The sequence below is a fragment of the Agrobacterium sp. GD03872 genome, assembly GCF_029840625.1.
Lineage (GTDB): Bacteria > Pseudomonadota > Alphaproteobacteria > Rhizobiales > Rhizobiaceae > Agrobacterium > Agrobacterium fabrum_A.
Map to the genome: position 1 here is coordinate 162,535 of NZ_JAOCCY010000005.1, position 19,667 is coordinate 182,201.

General features: G+C 59.3%; 17 protein-coding genes. 10 read left to right on the forward strand and 7 right to left on the reverse strand.

The features are described 5' to 3' along the window. Positions 1–81: 81 nt before the first annotated feature. Entirely contained in the window at positions 82–1,197 is a 1,116-nt protein-coding gene (locus tag N5D22_RS14670; RefSeq protein WP_279656757.1) for an MBL fold metallo-hydrolase, read from the reverse strand. 281 nt (positions 1,198–1,478) lie between these two features. Here N5D22_RS14670 and ffh point away from each other — a divergent pair, with 281 nt between their 5' ends. The 5 genes from ffh (at position 1,479) to trmD (ending at position 5,176) form a co-directional block, all read left to right on the forward strand. Next, positions 1,479–3,047 (forward strand): signal recognition particle protein, encoded by a 1,569-nt coding sequence (gene ffh / locus N5D22_RS14675; RefSeq protein WP_279656607.1) that lies wholly within the window; start codon positions 1,479–1,481, stop codon positions 3,045–3,047. Between the two features lie 11 nt (positions 3,048–3,058). Then, the gene (locus tag N5D22_RS14680; protein WP_003492497.1) at positions 3,059–3,376 is read left to right on the forward strand and encodes a chorismate mutase; all 318 of its coding nucleotides are present in this window, start codon (positions 3,059–3,061) and stop codon (positions 3,374–3,376) included. A 33-nt stretch (positions 3,377–3,409) separates the two neighbouring features. After that, positions 3,410–3,787, forward strand: a complete 378-nt coding sequence (gene rpsP / locus N5D22_RS14685) for a 30S ribosomal protein S16 (RefSeq protein ID WP_279656606.1) — start codon at positions 3,410–3,412, stop codon at positions 3,785–3,787. Positions 3,788–3,907: 120 nt separating this feature from the next. Beyond that, a complete protein-coding gene (rimM, locus tag N5D22_RS14690; RefSeq protein WP_279656605.1) occupies positions 3,908–4,474 on the forward strand; it encodes a ribosome maturation factor RimM in 567 nt (188 codons plus the stop codon). 3 nt (positions 4,475–4,477) lie between these two features. Beyond that, entirely contained in the window at positions 4,478–5,176 is a 699-nt protein-coding gene (gene trmD, locus N5D22_RS14695) for a tRNA (guanosine(37)-N1)-methyltransferase TrmD (protein ID WP_279656604.1), read from the forward strand. Here the strand turns inward: trmD and N5D22_RS14700 are convergent. Continuing rightward, positions 5,158–5,904 carry a sulfite exporter TauE/SafE family protein gene (locus N5D22_RS14700; protein ID WP_279656603.1) on the reverse strand — a complete coding sequence of 249 codons (747 nt, stop codon included), beginning with the start codon at positions 5,902–5,904 and terminating at the stop codon, positions 5,158–5,160. The two genes, trmD and N5D22_RS14700, sit on opposite strands and share 19 nt — an antisense overlap. Before the next feature lie 268 nt (positions 5,905–6,172). Between N5D22_RS14700 and rplS the strand changes: the two genes are divergently transcribed. The 4 genes from rplS to N5D22_RS14720 all read left to right on the forward strand — a co-directional run bounded on the left by rplS (position 6,173) and on the right by N5D22_RS14720 (position 11,223). Further along, complete coding sequence (gene rplS / locus N5D22_RS14705; RefSeq protein WP_003520506.1) at positions 6,173–6,712, forward strand: 50S ribosomal protein L19; 540 nt, start codon at positions 6,173–6,175, stop codon at positions 6,710–6,712. Between the two features lie 327 nt (positions 6,713–7,039). Beyond that, complete coding sequence (locus tag N5D22_RS14710) at positions 7,040–8,773, forward strand: type I secretion system permease/ATPase (protein WP_279656601.1); 1,734 nt, start codon at positions 7,040–7,042, stop codon at positions 8,771–8,773. Further along, entirely contained in the window at positions 8,766–10,079 is a 1,314-nt protein-coding gene (locus N5D22_RS14715; protein ID WP_279656600.1) for an HlyD family type I secretion periplasmic adaptor subunit, read from the forward strand. The genes N5D22_RS14710 and N5D22_RS14715 overlap by 8 nt, the downstream gene beginning before the upstream one ends. A 181-nt stretch (positions 10,080–10,260) precedes the next feature. Continuing rightward, the gene (locus N5D22_RS14720; protein WP_279656599.1) at positions 10,261–11,223 is read left to right on the forward strand and encodes a rhizobiocin; all 963 of its coding nucleotides are present in this window, start codon (positions 10,261–10,263) and stop codon (positions 11,221–11,223) included. 122 nt (positions 11,224–11,345) lie between these two features. On the opposite strand, the gene N5D22_RS14725 is transcribed toward N5D22_RS14720, so the two are convergent. Beyond that, complete coding sequence (locus N5D22_RS14725; RefSeq protein WP_279656598.1) at positions 11,346–12,623, reverse strand: MFS transporter; 1,278 nt, start codon at positions 12,621–12,623, stop codon at positions 11,346–11,348. A gap of 425 nt (positions 12,624–13,048) precedes the next feature. Here N5D22_RS14725 and leuC point away from each other — a divergent pair, with 425 nt between their 5' ends. Then, positions 13,049–14,458: a 3-isopropylmalate dehydratase large subunit gene (gene leuC / locus N5D22_RS14730; RefSeq protein WP_279656597.1), complete on the forward strand. Its 1,410-nt coding sequence runs from the start codon at positions 13,049–13,051 to the stop codon at positions 14,456–14,458. Between the two features lie 57 nt (positions 14,459–14,515). On the opposite strand, the gene N5D22_RS14735 is transcribed toward leuC, so the two are convergent. The 4 genes from N5D22_RS14735 to thiB all read right to left on the reverse strand — a co-directional run bounded on the left by N5D22_RS14735 (position 14,516) and on the right by thiB (position 19,655). Further along, positions 14,516–15,976, reverse strand: coding sequence for a M48 family metalloprotease (locus N5D22_RS14735; RefSeq protein ID WP_279656756.1), 1,461 nt, complete (start codon positions 15,974–15,976; stop codon positions 14,516–14,518). Between the two features lie 307 nt (positions 15,977–16,283). Next, positions 16,284–17,000: an ATP-binding cassette domain-containing protein gene (locus N5D22_RS14740; RefSeq protein ID WP_279656596.1), complete on the reverse strand. Its 717-nt coding sequence runs from the start codon at positions 16,998–17,000 to the stop codon at positions 16,284–16,286. Continuing rightward, a complete protein-coding gene (gene thiP / locus N5D22_RS14745; protein WP_279656595.1) occupies positions 16,997–18,622 on the reverse strand; it encodes a thiamine/thiamine pyrophosphate ABC transporter permease ThiP in 1,626 nt (541 codons plus the stop codon). Before thiP ends, N5D22_RS14740 begins: the two co-directional genes overlap by 4 nt. Positions 18,623–18,641: 19 nt before the next feature. Continuing rightward, positions 18,642–19,655, reverse strand: a complete 1,014-nt coding sequence (gene thiB / locus N5D22_RS14750; protein WP_279656594.1) for a thiamine ABC transporter substrate binding subunit — start codon at positions 19,653–19,655, stop codon at positions 18,642–18,644. Positions 19,656–19,667 lie beyond the last annotated feature (12 nt).

Here is a 19,667-nt window from a genome sequence, read left to right on the forward strand (position 1 = left end):
GGGGATTTCCCCGCGCTTTCGCCCTATATGGCGGAAAGGCCGGCAAATTACCAGACTGTTACGGCGCAAACGGGGCAGCGATCAGGCGGAAGGCACGTCGAAAACCTCGCCGGGGCGCATCGGCCGGAAACGGCTCTCATCCACCCCCTGCCCCGTCAATGCTGCCTTGAGGGCCGTAAGCGGCGCATCAACGGCCTCATCGGTGAGCTGCACCGTGCCCCAGTGATGGCCGCAAACATGCGCCGCGCCGCAAAGCTTCATGCCTTCCACGGCTTCTGCCGGGTTCTGGTGCTGGCCCTTCATGAACCAGCGCGGCTCGTAAGCGCCGAAAGGCAGGTTCGCGAGGCGGAAATCGCCGTGCTTCTTGCGCGCGGCGTGATAGTTGAGGCCTTCGTGAAAGCCGGTATCGCCGATATGGTAGATTTTACCGCCCGGCGTTTCGATGACGAAGGCAGCCCATAGCGCCATGCGCCGATCATTCAGACCGCGGGCCGACCAGTGATGGCACGGCTCGAAATGAATTTTAACCGAACCCGTCTCCACCACATCGCCCCAGTCGCCCACCGTGATACGCGCCGCCTCTACCCCGGTGCGGATGATGGCGTCATTGCCAAGCGGCGTGATGAAAAGCGGCTTATGCGCCACATGCAGGCGCTTCAGCGTCTCAATATCGAGATGGTCGTAATGATTATGCGTCACCAGCACCAGATCGATGGGCGGCAAATCCTCAAAACGGATACCGGGCGGATTGACCCGCTTGGGACCGGTGAAGCTGAACGGACTGGTACGCTGCGACCACACCGGATCGATGAGAATATTCAGACCCGCCGTCTGGATGAGAAACGAGGCATGGCCGACGAAGGTAACGCGCATGTCCCTGCCTTCGATCCGGGCTTCCGGTTTTGCGAAGGGAAAGGGGCTCGGATAGTTTTCCGGCCAGGTGGCGCGCTCGCCATTAAAGCGCCATTTCAGCAGACCCATAAAATTGCCGGGCGGCGCGCCGCCGGGATTGAAGAAGCGCACCCCGTCGAAATGATCGGAGATCGGGCCGCTATAATAGGCGCTGGCGCTCGAACGACGGGCATAAAGGCCGCCGCCCGCCAGAGCGAGCAGGCCTAGAGCGGAAAAACGAAAGAAGTTTCGACGTTTCATGACAAAGGTATAGGAAGCGGAATGGCGTCGTTCAAGCACCGCCAGTCGCGACCTATGACCGATCACGCAAAGATGAAATGCAGGCTTTGCCGGCCGCAAACCCGCGCCGCCTTGACTTTTCCCGCACTTTCCTGTTTATCCCGCCCATCAGCTGGCAGTTTCACGACTCCAAGCCGCCGACCGGGACCCGCAAAGGTATAAAGATATCCCGGAGGTCAACACCCGACAGCGCGATGCGCCCTCGGGTGCTTTTTGGCTTTGCGTCTTGTTTTTGCCAGCGAAAGCACCGACGTTTCGGAGACCCCGGAACGAAGAAGGAAGAAACGATGTTTGAAAACCTCCAGGACCGCCTTGGTTCCATTCTGAATGGACTGACCGGCCGTGGCGCGCTGACGGAAGCCGATGTTGCCGCCGCCCTGCGCGAGGTTCGCCGTGCGCTGCTGGAAGCGGACGTTGCGCTGGAAGTCGTGCGTTCCTTCACCGACAGGGTGCGTGAAAAGGCTGTTGGTGCCGCCGTCCTGAAGTCGATCAAGCCCGGCCAGATGGTCGTCAAGATCGTGCATGACGAGCTTGTCGAGATGCTCGGCACCGAAGGCGTCTCCATCGATCTCAACGCTCCCGCTCCCGTCGTCATCATGATGGTGGGTCTGCAGGGTTCTGGTAAAACCACCACCACCGGCAAGATCGCCAAGCGCCTGACCGACCGCGAGAAGAAGAAGGTGCTGATGGCATCTCTCGACACGCGTCGTCCGGCCGCGCAGGAGCAGCTGCGCCAGCTCGGCGTTCAGACAGGCGTCGACACGCTGCCGATCATCGCCGGCCAGTCGCCGACCGATATCGCCGCACGCGCCGTGCAGGCCGCCAGGCTCGGCGGCCATGACGTCGTCATTCTCGACACCGCCGGCCGCACCCATATCGACGAACCCTTGATGCTGGAAATGGCCGACATCAAGAAGAAGTCCAACCCGCATGAAATCCTGCTGGTCGCGGATTCGCTGACCGGTCAGGATGCCGTCAATCTGGCGCGCAATTTCGATGAGCGCGTCGGTATTACAGGCCTCGTGCTCACCCGTATGGATGGCGACGGTCGCGGTGGTGCTGCTCTTTCCATGCGCGCCGTCACCGGCAAGCCGATCAAGCTGATCGGTATCGGCGAGCGCATGAACGAACTCGACGAGTTCCATCCGCGCCGTATCGCCGACCGTATTCTCGGCATGGGCGACATCGTCTCGCTGGTCGAAAAGGCCGCCGAAAACATCGATGCGGAAAAAGCCCGCGCCATGGCCGAGAAGATGGCCAAGGGCAAGTTCGACCTCAACGATCTCGCCGACCAGCTTGGCCAGATGAAGAAGATGGGCGGCATGGGCGGCATCATAGGGCTGATGCCCGGCATGGCCGGCATGAAGGACAAGATGGCTTCGGCCGGTATGAACGACAAGATGTTCGATCGCCAGATCGCCATCATCTCCTCCATGACCAAGGCGGAACGCGCCAACCCGGACATTCTGAAGCACAGCCGCAAGAAGCGCATCGCCGCCGGTTCCGGCACGGATGCCGCTGAAATCAACAAGCTTCTGAAGATGCATCGCGGCATGGCCGACATGATGAAGGCCATGGGCGGCAAGGGCAAAGGCGGCATCATGAAGCAGATGATGGGCGGTCTTGCCGGCAAGATGGGCCTCGGTGGTCTTGGCGGCGGCATGCCTGACCTGTCGAACATCGATCCGAAGCAGCTCGAGGCGCTCCAGAAACAGGCGGAAGCCGCCGGTCTCGGCAAGCCGGGCGCAATGCCCGGTCTTGGCGGCATGCCGGGCGGATTGCCGGGTCTGGGTGGCGCCAAGCTGCCGGGTCTCGGCGGCATGCCGGGCCTGCCCGGCTTTCCGAAAAAGAAGTGAGGGGGACACCAGTGAACAATGCAGAGGTGAAAGCCCAGCTTTCCGAATACCGCCAGTCGATCGACAATATCGATGCCGCACTGGTTCACATTCTTGCCGAGCGTTTCCGCTGTACCAAGGCGGTGGGCGTGCTGAAGGCAAAATACAATTTGCCGCCAGCCGACCCGGCGCGCGAGGAATACCAGATCGAACGCCTTCGCCGCCTGGCGAAGGACGCCAATCTGGACCCGGATTTCGCCGAGAAGTTCCTGAACTTCATCATCAAGGAAGTCATCCGGCATCATGAAGCAATCGCCGCCGAACATGGCGGCACCGAAAAGACCGCCTGAACGGCGGACAAGCCATCCTAAGGAGTAAATGACATGGCACTTAAAATTCGTCTCGCACGCGGTGGTTCCAAGAAGCGCCCGTATTACCAGATCGTCGTTGCTGACGCCCGTTCGCCCCGCGACGGTCGTTTCCTCGAGAAGGTCGGTTCCTGGAACCCGATGCTTGCCAAGGACAACCCGCAGCGCGTTGAGCTGAAGACCGACCTCATCAAGGAATGGATCGCCAAGGGCGCACAGCCGACCGACCGCGTTCTGCGCTTCCTCGCCGAAGCCGGTCTTGCCGAGCGCGCCGCTCGCAGCAACCCGGAGAAGGCAAAGCCGGGCAAGCGCGCTCTTGAGCGTGTCGCCGAGAAGAAGCAGAAGGCTGAAGATGCAGCCGCTGCTGCTGCGGAAGCCTCTGCTGCAGAATAATCTGCACGGAAACTTTTGAAGAACGGGTGGCGTGGTTTTCCATGCCGCCCGTTTTTTGTTTATTTTGGCGTCAACAAACCTTAAAGCTGACGCAACCAACACCAGAAGACGGACGGCCCGATGGCAAAGCTGGAAAACCCGGTACTCATGGCAAAGATCGGCGGCGCGCAGGGTCTGCGCGGCGAAGTCCGCGTCAGCACCTATACGGGCGATCCCCTGGCGCTCGGCGACTACGGCAATCTTGTCACGGCCGATGGCCGGGTCTTCGAAATCCTGGAATTGCGCGAAGGCAAGAATGTCGTCGTCGTCCGCTTCCGGGGCATCAATGACCGCAACGCGGCCGAGAGCCTGAACGGGCTGGAGCTCTTTATCGAGCGCGACAACCTGCCGGATGACGAGCTTGACGATGACGAGTTTTATTATGCCGACCTGGAAGGGCTGGAAGCCGTCGATGCCGAGGGAAAAAGCTATGGCGCCGTCAGCGCCGTTTATGATTTCGGCGCCGGCGATCTGCTGGAGCTGAAGGGCGCCGGCCGCCGCCCTGCCCTTATTCCCTTTTCGGAAGCGGCCGTGCTCGAGATCGATCTGGAGGCGGGGCGCATTCTTATCGATCCGATGGCCGCCGGCCTGATCGACAATCCCGACGACAAGGACGAAACCGGCATGTCGCCGTTCGGCAAGAAATAATCCATGACCTTCAAGGCGACCGTGCTGACGCTCTACCCGGAAATGTTTCCGGGGCACCTCCAATATTCGCTGGCCGGCAAGGCGCTGGAGCGGGGGCAATGGTCGCTGGACGCCGTGCAGATCCGCGAATTCGCCACCGACAGGCATAGAAGCGTCGATGACACACCGGCAGGCGGCGGCGCCGGCATGGTGTTGAGACCCGATGTGCTGGCCGCAGCCATCGATCATGTTTCGGATGGCGATACCCGGCCGCGGCTGCTGATGAGCCCGCGCGGCAAGCCGCTGTCGCAGAACCGCGTGCGTGAACTCGCGGCGGGCGAAGGCGCAATCATCGTCTGCGGCCGTTTCGAGGGTGTCGACCAGCGGGTGATTGAAGCACGCGGGCTGGAGGAAGTGTCGATCGGCGACTACATCCTCTCCGGCGGCGAGCCGGCGGCTCTGACTCTATTGGATGCCGTCGTCCGCATCCTGCCGGGCGTCATGGGCAACGACATGTCCGGCGTGCATGAGAGCTTCGAGGGCGGACTGCTGGAGCACCCGCATTACACCCGCCCGCAGGTCTGGGAAGGCCGCGATATTCCCGCTGTGCTCACCTCCGGCAATCACGCCCTCATCGACAGGTGGCGTCACGAACAAGCGCTGAAGCTGACGCAGGAAAGACGCCCGGACCTCCTCAAAAAGGCTCAGGCCGAAACGAAATAATAGACCGTCAGCACCAGCCCGACCGCAATGACCAGCCAGCGGATGATCCATTGCGGCACCCGTCTGGCTGTATGTACGCCGGCATAACCGCCAAGCGCAGCCGCCGGGAACATGATGACCGCCGCCCACCAGGAAACGACGCCGCCGCTGACGAAGATCGTGATTGCGATGACGGCGATCACCACCGACAAGAGGTTCTTCAGCGCATTCAGATGATGATAGCTGCCGCCCGAGGTTATTCCGAGGATGGCCAGCATCATGATGCCCATGCCCGCCCCGAAGAAACCGCCATAGATGGAGGCCAGCCCCTGAAAGATAAGGCTCAGCAGATTGCCGGGCGACCGCTCCACGCTCGCCTTCGGCCGGAGCCACGGACCGGCGGCGAAAACGGCGGTGGCGGCCAGAAGCAGCCATGGCACGAGCTGGCGGAACGAAGGATTATCAAGCGACAGCAGCAGCAACGCCCCGGCGAGCCCGCCGATGACGGAAACGGCGGATAAGAGGATTGCCTCGCGCCAGTGCGCCCGGATTTCCGGCCCATAAGCGATCACCGAAGTAATATAGCCCGGAAACTGCACGATGGCCGACGTGGCGTTGGCGACGATTGGCGGCAGACCGGCCAGCGTCATCGCCCCGAAGGTCAGGAAGGTGCCTCCACCGGCGATAGCATTGACAACGCCAGACAGAAAACCGGTCGCAAACAGCATAAGAATAATGAAAACTGACATGGCCCCTCCCAAGGTTTTCATGCCATAGCTGGCGAAATGCGCCTTCGCAACCACCGGAACACAGTGCGCAATTGATAAAATATTGTCATGAAAGGGATGACAAACGGCGCATCCTCGTGTATGTGCCCGCGTGGAATTGGGGTTTACCCCTTTAACCGCAAGCAAAGAATGGCGAACCCGCTCCTGCCGCAAGGCATGATCCCAAGGCTTTGACCGAGGGATGAACCGTTGAGCGCTCTGGCTGTTTCAGAAGAAATCAGAGGTTAACATGACCAATATCATTCAGCAGCTGGAAGCCGAACAGGCCGCCAAGATCGAAGCAAAGCGCACCCTGCCCGAGTTTTCTCCGGGCGACACCCTGCGCGTCAACGTACGCGTTACCGAAGGTAACCGTACCCGCGTGCAGGCCTATGAAGGCGTTTGCATCGCCCGTTCCGGCGGTGGTCTTTCCGAAAGCTTCACCGTTCGCAAGATCTCCTACGGCGAAGGCGTCGAGCGCGTATTCCCGATCTACTCCCCGCTGGTCGAAGGCGTTGAAGTCGTTCGCCGCGGCAAGGTTCGCCGCGCGAAGCTCTATTACCTGCGCGACCGTCGCGGTAAGGCTGCCCGTATCGTTGAAAACACCGGTACCCGCGCCCGCAAGCTGAACGAATCCGAGCGTCAGGCGCTCGCCGACGAAAAGGCGCGTCTGGAAGCCGAAAAGGTAGCAGCAGCACAGGCTCTCGCCGCCGAGAAGGCAGCAGCCGAAGCCGCAGAAGCCAAGGCAGCGGAAGAAGCGGCAAAGGCTGCTGAAACCGCAGCTGAATAAGATTTCCATTTCGGTGGATTGAGTAAAAAGGCGGTCTCAGGACCGCCTTTTTTGTTACGCCTGAACGCCCGCCGGACGCTGCACATCGGGGCCTCCATAGGTGATCCGAGGGTAAGACCGGTCGTGCAGTCAGGAAGCTATCCTCTTCTCCCGTCCGCCCCACGCCTCCGCCATTCGTCAACCATTTTTGCCCACGGACCGACGCTGGCAGATTGATGCCTGCGCCCGATATTCATCCATTTCTTCCTCAGCCATTTTAGCCAATCCTCGAACAGCATTGCCTAATTCCATTTATTGTGCAATTTTCCTGTTGTTTTAGGTGTTACTATGTTTTTATTTAATTCTTTTTTAACAAAAAATAGGTCCGCTTTTTTCGCTGTTGGCCTTGCCAGCGCGTTGATGAATATTCTCAATCTCTCCGGCTCGCTTTTCATGCTGGAGGTTTACGACCGCATTCTGCCCAGCAAGAGTATACCGTCTCTGGTGGCGCTGGTTGTTCTCCTCATCGTTCTCTACGCGTTTCTTATGGGGTTTGACGCGCTGCGCGGCCGGATATTGGCGCGCATCGCCGATAATATGGATGACGCGCTCAATCAGAAGCTGTTCAGGGCATCGATCAGTACGCCGCTCATCGCTTCCGCCAAGATCGATGGGCTGCAGATCGTCGGCGATCTCGATCAGATCCGACAGTTTCTTTCCGGACCGGGCCCGGCGGCCTTTTTCGATATTCCCTGGCTGCCGATCTATCTGCTGATCTGCTTTGCCCTGCATCCCTGGATCGGTTTTGCGGTGCTCGGCGGGGCCGTGGTTCTCGTCGTGCTGACGCTGCTGACCAATTGGCTGACGGAAAAAGCGACAAAGCAGGCTTATACCGCCAGAGGGCAGAGAAACGTGCTCGTCAGCAGCAGTCAGCGCAACATTGAATCCATCAGGACCATGGGCATGATGGGTGCCGTGACATCCATGTGGGACGAGTTGCATTCCAGATACCGCTCCGTCACGCTATCGACATCCGATACGGCCGGCATGCTCGGCGCCATGTCGCGAACATTCCGCCTGTTGCTGCAATCCGGCGTCATGGCCGTCGGCGCCGTGCTTGTCATCGATGGCAATGCATCGGCGGGCAGCATCATCGCGGGCTCGATCCTTTCTGCAAAGGCGCTCGGCCCTGTCGAGCATGCGATTGCGAACTGGCGCAGCTTCATGACAGCCCGGCAGGGCTGGAAACGCGTCAATGAGTTTCTGGAGCTGGTGCCGGAACCCGCACCGCCGCTCTCCCTGCCGCGCCCGCAATATACTGTTGCCGTTGATCGTGTAACAGGTGGCCCGCCCAAAGGCCCGCGCGATACGGTCGCCGATATTTCCTTCACGCTGAACGCGGGCGACGGCCTCGGAATCATCGGCCCAAGCGCCTCCGGCAAATCCACACTGGCACGCCTGATGACCGGCATCTGGCCCTATGAACGCGGTTCCGTCCGCTTCGATGGGGCTGCGCTCAACCAGTGGGATTTCGAGTTTCTCGGCAAATCCATCGGCTACATGCCCCAGCAGGTGGAGCTGATGCCGGGAACGGTGGCGCAGAATATCGCGCGCTTCGACCGCGATGCGACCGCAGAAGCGATTGTCGCCGCAGCCAAGGCCGCACAGGTGCATGAGCTGATCCTCAATCTGCCCAATGGTTACGATACCCATATTGGCGATTACGGAGAGGCTTTGTCGGGCGGGCAGAAACAGCGTATCGGCCTTGCCCGTGCACTGTTTGGCGACCCCTTCTTCGTGCTTCTCGATGAACCGAATTCCAATCTGGACAGTGAGGGCGAAGGCGCCCTGCGCAATGCCATTGGCGACATCAGGGCCCGCGGCGGCATCGTCGTCGTCATTGCCCATCGCCCCAGCGCCATAGAAAGCGTCAACCTGGTGATGGTGATGAGCAACGGCCGGATGCTGCGCTTCGGCACCAAGGAAGAGGTGCTCGCGCAAATCCTGCGGCAGAACATCCGCCAGGTGCCTGAGGAGGAAGAAACGCGCAAGATTGAAAACCGGGTGAGCGAAAATGGTTGAGGCAGAAAAACCCGGCATGACAAATGCGTCCATCCTCAGACATTCGACCGCAGTGGTCGTTCTCGCGCTAGGCCTATTGGTCGGATTGGGCGGCTGGGCGGCTTTTGCAAAGCTTGCCGGCGCAGTGGTGGCAACGGGACGGGTCGTCGTTGAAGGCAATTCAAAAAAAGTCCAGCACCTTTCCGGCGGCATCGTCAGCGAGATCAATGTCGCCGAAGGCGACCGGGTCGAGGCCGGTCAGGTGCTGTTGCGGCTGAGCGATACGATCGTTCAGGCGAACCTTTCCATTGTCGAGAATACGCTTGCGCAGCTCTATTCGCGTCGGGCTCGTCTGCGTGCGGAGATTGCCGAAGCCCCGTCTTTCACCGTCACGGAAGACCTGACGGCGCTGACGGGCTCGAAGGCGGCCAAAACTTTCATCGATAGCGAACAGAGCCTTTTCACCAGTCGTCGCAGTGCGCTGATCGGCATGAAAAAGCAGCTGGGAACACGCAAGGACCAGCTCGCCGACGAGTCGCGTGGCCTCGAGGTTCAGGTTGAGGCCACCGACAACGAGCTTGCCATCGTGAAAGAAGACGTTTCCAAGACGGAAGAGCTCTTCAAAAAAGGTCTTGTCACGCTTCAGCGCCTCAATCTCCTCAAGCGCCAGCTTTCCAATCTCGAGGGTCAGCAGGGCCAGTATATTGCAGCGCGTGCACAGACGGTGGGCAAGCTGAGCGAACTGGACCTGCAATTGCTCCAGCTCGACGAGGACCGCAAATCGGAAGTTACGAAAGATCTGACGGCGATCGAAGCAACCGTTGCGGAATATGAAGAACGGCTGGCGGCAACGCGCGATCAGCTGGATCGCCTCGACATCCGCTCGCCGATTGCCGGCCGCATCTACCAGCTATCGGTGCACAACATAAATGGCGTCATTCAACCGGGTGAAGTGCTGATGCTGGTGGTGCCGGAGCAGGACGATCTTGCCATCGAAGCCAACATAACGCCACGAGACATCGACCAGATTTATGTCGGGCAGCCGGTTACCATTCGCTTCACCGCATTCAACCAAAGCACGACACCGGATCTGAAAGCGGAAGTTGCTGTCGTCGCTCCTGATCTACAGACAGATTCCCGAACCGGCGCATCTTATTACGCGCTGCGCATCAAACCCGACAGGGCCGGGATGGGTCATCTGCCCGGTGGGAAATTATATCCCGGAATGCCGGCTGAAGTATTCATACAAACCAGCGAAAGAAGTGTTCTTTCTTATTTTGTGAAGCCATTCCAGGACAGGCTCAAAAAGACCTTCGTACAGGAATAAATAATTTTCGCCGCATAATTTTCAGAAAGAAATTTCTGAAAATTAGTAAAAACGCGCCAAGCCTAAAAAAACAATTTCTTATATTGTATTATCGTTTTTTATGCATTAAATATCACCCGCAATATTTAGTATAAATTTAATTTCAATTCATCGATTTCTCAAAAATTTATGGGAGTGTAAAATGGCGTTAAAAGTGACTTTTGGTAATGGTGGCGCTGCATCGGTTTCTTCGCTCACCAGCCTGGTCGATCAGGAAGCTTATAAGCTCCTCACGGAATCGACTGCACTGGTCAAGAACGGCTCTTCCCTCGACACGGGCGTGGTCAATGTCGGCGCTGTATCGGTTCCCGGTACCGGCGCGGGCGGCACGGTCGATGTTGGCTACGATCCCAGCGCGAACGGCTTCAAATTTGACGTATCGTCGGCATGGAATTCGGTAAAGAACGCTCTCGCCCAGTCCGATACCTCTGAAAACCTTACCTTCAAGGATTTCGTTCAGGTCGACGTTCATCTCGGCGGCACGGGTTCGTCCACCGTGGAAGTTCTCAATGCCAAGCGTGGCAATATCTCGACCGGCGCGGGCAATGACACGGTCACCGTCTCCGTCGTTTCGAACGAAAAGACCTGGGTAAACAATTTCAACATCGACACCGGCGCCGGTAACGACACGATCATCGTCAAGGCGGGCGCTGCATTCAATGATGCGTCTGCGGCCGGCACGGGCGGCCTTGCCGCCAACACCGGCGCCGTGAACGGCGGCGCTGGCATCACCGACGGCAGCTTCACCTCCGTCAAGATCGATGCTGGTGCAGGTAACGACTTTATCGACCTGAGCGGTGTGAACCTTGCTTCTTCGCTGGTAACCGGCGGCAAGGGCATCGACCACATCAAGGCAAGCGGTGGCGCCGATACCTTCGTCTTCAATCTCGGCGACATGGCCAAGAGCCTGGCGACGGATACCATCGAAGGTTTCAACGCCGCCGTGGACAAGCTCAAGCTGGTCGGCACGGTAATCGATAACTGGGCGGTGTCGACGATCGATAACGACACCATCCTCAGCTACAACGTGACTGGCGAGCACAAGGGTGAAAAGATCGTCGTTGCCGGTGTTCACCTGACCGGTAGCGACTGGTTCACCGCATAATTCTCTCGAAGAGAATTTCATCTATTGCCGCTTAAAAAATTGTGGCCCGGAAACATCCGGGCCACAATTTTTTTACATGTGCGACGGTCGCCAATCGTGTCAGCCGCCGCAATCTTCCAGAATCAGGCGGCCTTGACCTGATTGCCCATTTTACGCGCTGCGATGATGACCAGCACCCCGGCAAGCGCCAGGCAGAAGGCAAGGAAGAACATCGGCGCAATGGTGCTACCGGTCTGATCCTTGATCCAGGGCACCACATTCTGCGCCACGAAGCCACCCAGATTGCCGACGGAATTGATCGCAGCGATGCCGGCTGCCGCACCTGCGCCCTTGAGGAAACGGCCGGGCAGGCTCCAGAATACCGGCTGGCCGGCAAAGATGCCCGCGGCGGCGATGCAGAGGAAAGCGAACTGCAGGACCGGATCGCTCAGTAATGCCGACATCAACAGGCAAAATGCGCCGATAAAGGCAGGACCGACGATATAAGGCGTCTTGTTCTTTGCCTTGTCGGCGGCCAGGGGCACGACGAACAGGGCGATGGCCACGATCACCCAGGGGATGATGTTGATGAAGCCATTGGCGGTGTTGGAAACGCCGAAGCTCTTCACGATGGTCGGAAGCCAGTAGCTGAGACCATAGGCCGCCAGCGGAAAGCCGACATAGCAGAGCGCCATGAACAGGACGCGCGGATTGATGAGCGCCTTGAAGCCATCCTCCGCATGCTCTTCCATGCCCTTGTTTTCTTCGGCCAGCCGGTTCTTCAGCCAGTCCTTCTCGTCCTGTGTCAGGAACTTCGCCTTTTCGGGCGTATCGTCCAGATAGAAGAAAGTGGCGATACCGGCGATGACAGCCGGAATACCCGTGGCGAGGAATACCCATTCCCATCCGGCATAACCGAGGAAACCATCGAGATCGAGCAGCATGCCGCCGAGCGGCGCACCGATGGCATTGGCAAGCGCGCTGAAAATCATGAACAGGCCGATCATGCGGCCGCGATAATCGCGCGGGAACCAGAGCGTCATCAGGAACAATACGCCCGGAAAGAAACCCGCCTCGCAGAGACCCAGCAGGAAGCGCAGGATGTAAAACATCGTGGCATTCTGCGTATAGGCAAGCGCGATGGTAACCGCACCCCAGGACACCAGAATGCGGGCAAACCATTTGCTGGCGCCGAAACGGTTGAGGAACAGGTTGCTCGGCACTTCGAAGATGAAGTAGCCGATGAAGAATAGCGAAGCGCCAAGACCGTAGGCATATTCGCTAAGGCTCAGCGCATCGACCATCTGCAGCTTGGCATAGCTGACATTCTGGCGGTCGATATAGGCGATGAGATAGAGAAGGCCAAGAAACGGCATCAGCCGCCAGGTGATCTTCGAGATAAGGGCCTTTTCGGATACCATATGCTTTCCCTCCCTTCGATTTCTCGTCGAAATGCAAATGATAAGGGGACCCATCTATATGTGCGGCGCAAAATACGCAAGTTGCATCGCAACATAACCATTGGGAAACCCCGCAAGAGAAGCCTGTTACGGACCTTCAGTAATGATGCAGTGCACATGGGAAATGCCGAGCGGTCGCATTCGGTGCCATACGCATTCATGTTGCCGTAAAACCGGCGATCTGCTATGAAGGCTGCCATGGGATCTAAATTCGGATGTCTCGCGCAGAATGTTTATGTGCTGCAGGACCACAAGCGTCTGCCGGCACGGTTCTTTGCGCGCGTTTCCGGGGCGCTCACCAGCCGACTTAGGCTCGCCTGACAGCACCCGCTGTCCACCGCCTTTCTGAACCCTGATTACCCTTTTCCATGACAAGGCATAGAGCCATGAGCGCACCCCGCACTTTGTATGACAAAATATGGGACGACCACGTCGTCAATCGTGACCCGGACGGAACCTGTCTTCTCTACATAGACCGTCACCTCGTGCATGAGGTGACGAGCCCGCAGGCCTTCGAAGGTCTGCGCATGGCCGGTCGCCCCGTGCATTCGCCGGCCCGTACGCTGGCTGTCGTCGACCATAACGTTCCGACTACGGCCGACCGGCTGGAAGGCATCAAGAACGAGGAAAGCCGTATTCAGGTGGAAGCGCTTGCGCAGAACGCCAGGGATTTCGGCGTCGAATATTATTCCGAGCGCGACAAGCGCCAGGGCATCGTCCATATCGTCGGCCCTGAACAGGGTTTTACCCTGCCTGGCATGACGATCGTCTGCGGCGACAGCCACACCTCGACCCACGGCGCCTTCGGCGCGCTGGCGCATGGCATCGGCACCTCGGAAGTGGAACATGTTCTGGCAACCCAGACGCTGATCCAGAAGAAAGCCAAGAACATGCTGGTGCGTGTCGATGGCAAGATTCCTGATGGCGTCACCGCCAAGGACATCATCCTCGCCATTATCGGCGAGATCGGCACGGCCGGCGGCACCGGCCACGTCATCGAATTTGCCGGCGAGGCGATCCGTTCGCTCTCCATGGAAGGCCGCATGACGGTCTGCAACATGACTATCGAGGGCGGCGCCCGCGCCGGTCTGATCGCGCCGGATGAGACGACCTTCGAATACATCAAGGACAAGCCGCGCTCGCCGAAGGGCGAAACGCTGGAACAGGCGATCGCCTACTGGAAAACGCTGAAATCCGACGAAGGCGCCCATTATGACAAGGTGGTCATTCTGGATGCGGCCAATCTGCCGCCCATCGTCTCCTGGGGTTCGTCTCCGGAAGACGTGACGTCCGTTGAAGGCATTGTTCCCAATCCCGATGATATCGAGGAAGAAAACAAGCGCGCTTCCAAGTGGCGCGCGCTTGAGTATATGGGCCTGAAGCCCGGCACGCGCATCACCGATATCGCCATCGACCGTGTCTTCATCGGCTCCTGCACTAACGGCCGCATCGAGGATTTGCGCGCGGCGGCGAAGATCGTTGACGGCCGTAAAGTCGCTCCCACCGTTTCGGCCATGATCGTGCCCGGCTCCGGTCTCGTGAAGGAACAGGCGGAAAAGGAAGGTCTGGACAAGATTTTCCTCGAAGCCGGTTTCGAATGGCGCGAGCCGGGCTGCTCCATGTGCCTTGCCATGAATGACGACCGCCTGAAACCCGGCGAACGCTGCGCCTCCACCTCGAACCGCAATTTCGAGGGCCGTCAGGGCTATAAGAGCCGCACCCACCTCGTCTCCCCCGCCATGGCGGCGGCGGCGGCGATTGCCGGTCATTTCGTCGACGTGCGCGAGTGGCAATAATCATCGCAGATAGCTGATGATAAAACCCCGGAGTGATCCGGGGTTTTTCTTTGAGGTCTATTCCGAAATGATCTTCACCCGTTGACCCGGCTGAATGGTGGCCGTGGCGCTCATGGCATTGATCATACGGAACATGTCGAGCTTCCGGTCGGTTCCCATCATTCGCGCCGCCATCGTCGCCACGGTTTCACCGGGCTTCACCGTCACCACCCGCACCCTTAGCGGCTTCAGCGAGGTGATTTCCTGCGGCGTCATCTTGCGGAAGCTGGTGCGCAAAATATTGGCGATGGAATCGAGTTGCGTATTGCCCTTCGGCACGGCGGTCAGGAAACGGAATATCTGCTGCCCGACACGGATGACGGTCACGTCGAAATCCCATTTATCCGCACTTGCCCGGGCTGTCGCGGCCTCCAGACCGTTGATCTGGATTTCCTTGACGGTTTCCGGCAGCAGACCGGCAACCCAGCCGCTGGTCAGGTAATTGGCAAGGCTGGTCTGTTTCGGATCGGCAACGCCATCGAAACGGATCGCCGTATCGCCCGGTCCCGTCGCCAGAACGGCCTCGACCTTGTTGTCGATGACAAAACCTTCCGGCACATCGAAGCGTATGCCGAGCGTTCCGTGCAGGAATGTCTGGCCGCGGACATAACCCTCCTGCGGGCTGTCGCCGTAAAGCAGGCCGTCTATGCCATCCAGAAACCAGTCGCGACCACGATCCCCGACCTGGCCGTCCTGGCCGAAGGCGCGGGCATGACGGCGCGCAAGCTCGATGCGTTGCGGCGTATTGGGATGGCTGGAAAGGAAGTCGAGGCTCTGGTCGTTTTCGGGATCGGCAGAGGAGAAGCGCGCATAGGCCGCCATGGAATCCAGAAAACGCGGTGAGGCGAAGGGGTCGTAACCGGCCTCGCCCAGCATGCGCACGCCGATCACATCCGCCTGCAATTCCTGCTGGCGCGAAAAGGCCGCGAGCCGCAGCTTGCCGCGCGCAAGCGCCTGCTTGCCGGCAAGATCGCTCGACAGCACTTCGGCAACCACGCGGCTCGCAATCACCTCCGCCTCTTCGCGGCGCTGGCGTTCGATACCGTGGTTTGCCGTGACATGGCCCATCTCATGCGAAAGCACGGCGGCCACTTCCGAAGCATCGTTGGCAAGTGCCAGAAGCCCGCGCGTCACGTAAAGATAACCGCCCGGCAGGGCAAAGGCGTTGATGGCAGGTGAGTTCAGGATCGTGATTCGATAGGATTGCTGCGGATTTTCCGAAACCGCCGTCAGCGCGCCGGTAATACGGGCGACAAGCCGCTCCGTCTTGGCGTCGCGATATTCCCCGCCATAGCTCGCCACGATGCGCGGATGTTCGCGCGCACCCATCTGGGCGCGGGGATCGTTCTTCTGCACCTCTTCCACGGTCTGCGGATTATCCGAAGGACGCAGGGTGGACTGGTAGGCCGGACTGAAAAGAGACTGGCAGGACGACAGAAAAACGGCCGACGCCGTCAGTACCGAACAGGCGGCAGCCATCCTGCCCGAACGGCGAAGGCCTGAACGGGAGAAGAGCCTCCACTGTGCAGTCATGCTATTTCTCATTCTCTGTGCCTGCCCCTAACGTTCCTGATCATCCGTTAATTGCAGACCAGAATAACAGATTCGCCCCAACGGACGATGAATGCCAAAACGGTAAAAACGATCCATCAAGTCCGGAATATTCCTGAAGAACGCAATAATTCCCATCTTTTCTCGGGCAACAACTTGAAACTGGCAAGTGCAAATTAGCGCCATTGAAGTCATCTAAAGCGATTGCCAGCGGCACGCGTCGAAAATAAGGCGATCAGCCGTTCAGAAAACTGTCGACGGCCTTCACATTTTGTGTGGCGAAGAAATCTGCGGTCGCGCCCGCATAGACAACACGGCCGCGATCAAGAAAAACCACCCGCTGCGCCAGCTTTTTTATGTCGTCCGGATGGTGCGAGACAATAATCACGGTGTTTTTTGTTTCCGCGTGCAAGTCGAGAAGCAGCGACGTCATGCCCGCCCTGAGACCCGGGTCAAGTGCCGCAAAAGGCTCATCGAGCAGCATGACCGGTTTTTTCCTGACCAGCGCACGCGCCAGCGCCGCCCTTTGCCTTTCGCCGCCGGAAAGCGTACCCGGCAGGCGCTTGCCGAAACCATCGAGACCGACGCGCGTGAGCGCCACATCGATCCTCTGCCTGTCTGGCGCCTGCAGTTTAAGCCCGGGGCTGACGCCGAGCGCGACATTGGTGAAAATATCGAGATGGGCGAAAAGATTATTGTCCTGAAAGATCGATGAGACCGGTCTTTCGGAAGGATCGAACGCCGTCATGTCCTGCCCGCCGATTATCACACGCCCTGAATCAGGTAGTTCGAAACCGGCAACGAGATTGAGGAGCGTCGACTTGCCCGAACCGGATGCGCCGACGACGGCGGTGATCCGGCCCTGCGGGAAGGCGCAGTCAAATTCGAAATCCTGCGCCCCGAGCCGCAGCCTCACCCTGTCCATCTCAACGGCAAAACCATCGCCCGTCATATGTTCGCCCTTGCTGATTGAGATTGCCGTGAAACGCCGCCCGCGGCGAGCAGCAGGCAAATGACACCAAGGATGAATGCATAGCCGGCGGCATCATTGGTGCGGTAGCTGCCCATATTGCTATAAACCAGCCATGGCAAGGTCACGAAATTTTCCGAGCCGAACAGGGCGACCGCCCCGAGATCGCCAAGCGACAGCGCCATGGCGAAGGAGAATGCCATAAGCAGCGGCCGCCACAGAACCGGCAGATCGGCGAAGCGTAACCGCGTGAGACCCTGAAGCCCGAGACTGGCGGAAAGCTGGCCAGTGCGCAGGAAATGGCTGGTAAAGGCCGGCTCCAGCACCCGCATGGCAAGCGGCAGGGCCATCAGCATGTTGATGAGCGCAACAAGAACCGGGGCATAGACGCTGACATCCCCGAAGGGCCGCAGCAACAGGAACCACCCGCTTCCCAGCACGACGGGCGGCACCAAAAGCACCAGCGAAGACCCCGCTCCCAGCATGGCGGAAAGCGAGCGCAACGGCCACGTCGCCTGCCGTTTGGAACGCACCGCCTGGCGCGCGCCGATAATCGCCATGCAGCACAGCAACACCAAGGCGGCGGAGAGCACGGCGATTGCAAGACTGGTCGCCATTGCCCGCAGGAAGACCGGCGCAGCGAGCAGGCGCGGCAGATCGGCCCTCAGGCCCGAGACAGCTATCGCGACAAGCGGCAGGCCGACAAGCAGAACCGCAAAGAGGATTGCCGTCCCGTCCCAAAGGCGCGCGCTGGCGGTCTTGCCATCGAAACGACTGATGGGACGACCAAGCGAGGAGATTTCCGCTTCCGGCGATGGAAAAAGGGCCAGCAGGCCAAGCAGAACTGCGGTGAGAACGATCTGCAAGACCGAAAGCGCAATCGCCCGCTGCGGATCGAAATCGAACCGTAGCGCCTGATAGATCGCTACCTCCAGCGTCGTCGCCGCCGGCCCGCCGCCCAACAGAAGCACCAGCGTGAAGCTGGTGGCGCAGAGCATGAAGATGAGCCCGGCGATGCCCGGAACGAGCTTCGATACCGCAGGCCATTCGATGAAACGGAAAACCGACACCTGCCCCATGCCGAGGCTTGCCGCCATGCGCCAGTATTCACCGGGAATGCGCTCCAGCCCGGCCAGCATCAGCCGTACCGCCAGCGGCAGATTGAAAAACACGTGGGCGACAAGAATGCCGGAAAGGCCGTAAATGCTGAAAGGCTCATCGGCGCCAATAAAAACGAGGGCCGTATTCAGGACGCCCTGCCTGCCCCAGATGGCGATAATGCCGAAGGCGCCGACAATCACCGGCAGCCCCATCGGCACCGCCATCAGCCTGATGATCCAGATCCTCCCCGGAAAGTCTTTGCGACGGGAAAGCGCCAATGCCACCGGCAGGCCGAGAACAATGGAAAGAACCGTGGAAAGCATTGCCTGATAGAGCGTGAAGCGCAGGATGCGCAGCGTATAGGCATCGCTGATTCCGGTAACGGATGCGCCGGAATCAAAGGAGAGCAGAGCCGCGACGGCGAGCGCCATGAACAGGAAAACGGCGGCGAAGGCCACCATCCCGAAAATGATCGACCGCCTGTAGTCGCGACGCAGCATCATGCCTGGGCGCGCCTCTTCGTCAGTTCATGCTCATGGCCGCAAGCCACTCGTCGATCCACGCCTTGCGGTTCTTCGCCACCTCTTCCGGGTCCATCAGAAAGGTCTTCTGCGGCACGACCAGCTTTGAAAATGCCTCGGGCAACGGCTTGGAAGTCGCTGCGACTGGCATCATCCAGTTATTTTCCGGAATGGCGTCCTGAAAACCCGACGTCAGCGTGAAAGCAAGGAACTGCTTTGCCAGCTCCTTGTGCGGCGCGTTCTTGAGGAGGCCTGATACTTCGATCTGGATGTAGTGCCCTTCGGAAAACGCGGCCGCCTGATAACGGTCCGTCTTTTCCGCGACCATGTGATAGGCCGGCGAGGTGGTGTAGGAGAGCACCATCGGCACCTCACCCTTGGTGAAAAGCCCGTAGGATTCCGACCAGCCCGGCGTAACGGTCAGAATGCGCTTCCTGAGCTTCGCCCAGGCCTCCGGCGCCTTGTCGCCATAAACAGACTTCACCCACAAGAGCAGGCCCAGCCCGGGCGTGGACGTGCGAGGGTCCTGAATGGCGATCTTCTGCGAGGGATCGCCTTCCACGAGGTCCTTAAGGCTCGCCGGCGGATTTTTCACCGTCTGCGTATCATAGATGACGGCGAAATGGCCGTAATCATAGGGCACGAAAACATCATCCTTGTAACCGCCCGGCACCTTGGCAGCCGATGCGTCGATACCGTTGACATCGAAAAGACCGGTCTGTTTCGCTTCCGCGACAAGATTGGTGTCGAGACCGACCACCACATCCGCCCTGGACCCCGCCCCTTCAAGCTTCAGGCGATTGAGCAACGCCACGCCATCCGCGACACCCACAAAATTGACCGTGCAGCCGCAGACCTTTTCGAAAGCTTCCTTCACCTTGGGACCCGGCCCCCATTCGGAGACGAAGCTTTCATAGGTGTAGACGGTCAGTTCTTGCCTGTCCTTCGCGGCGGCAAGACCGGGCATAAACAGCGAAGCGGCAACCAGGGAATTCAGAAAAAAACGACGGCGCACGGGTATCTCCTC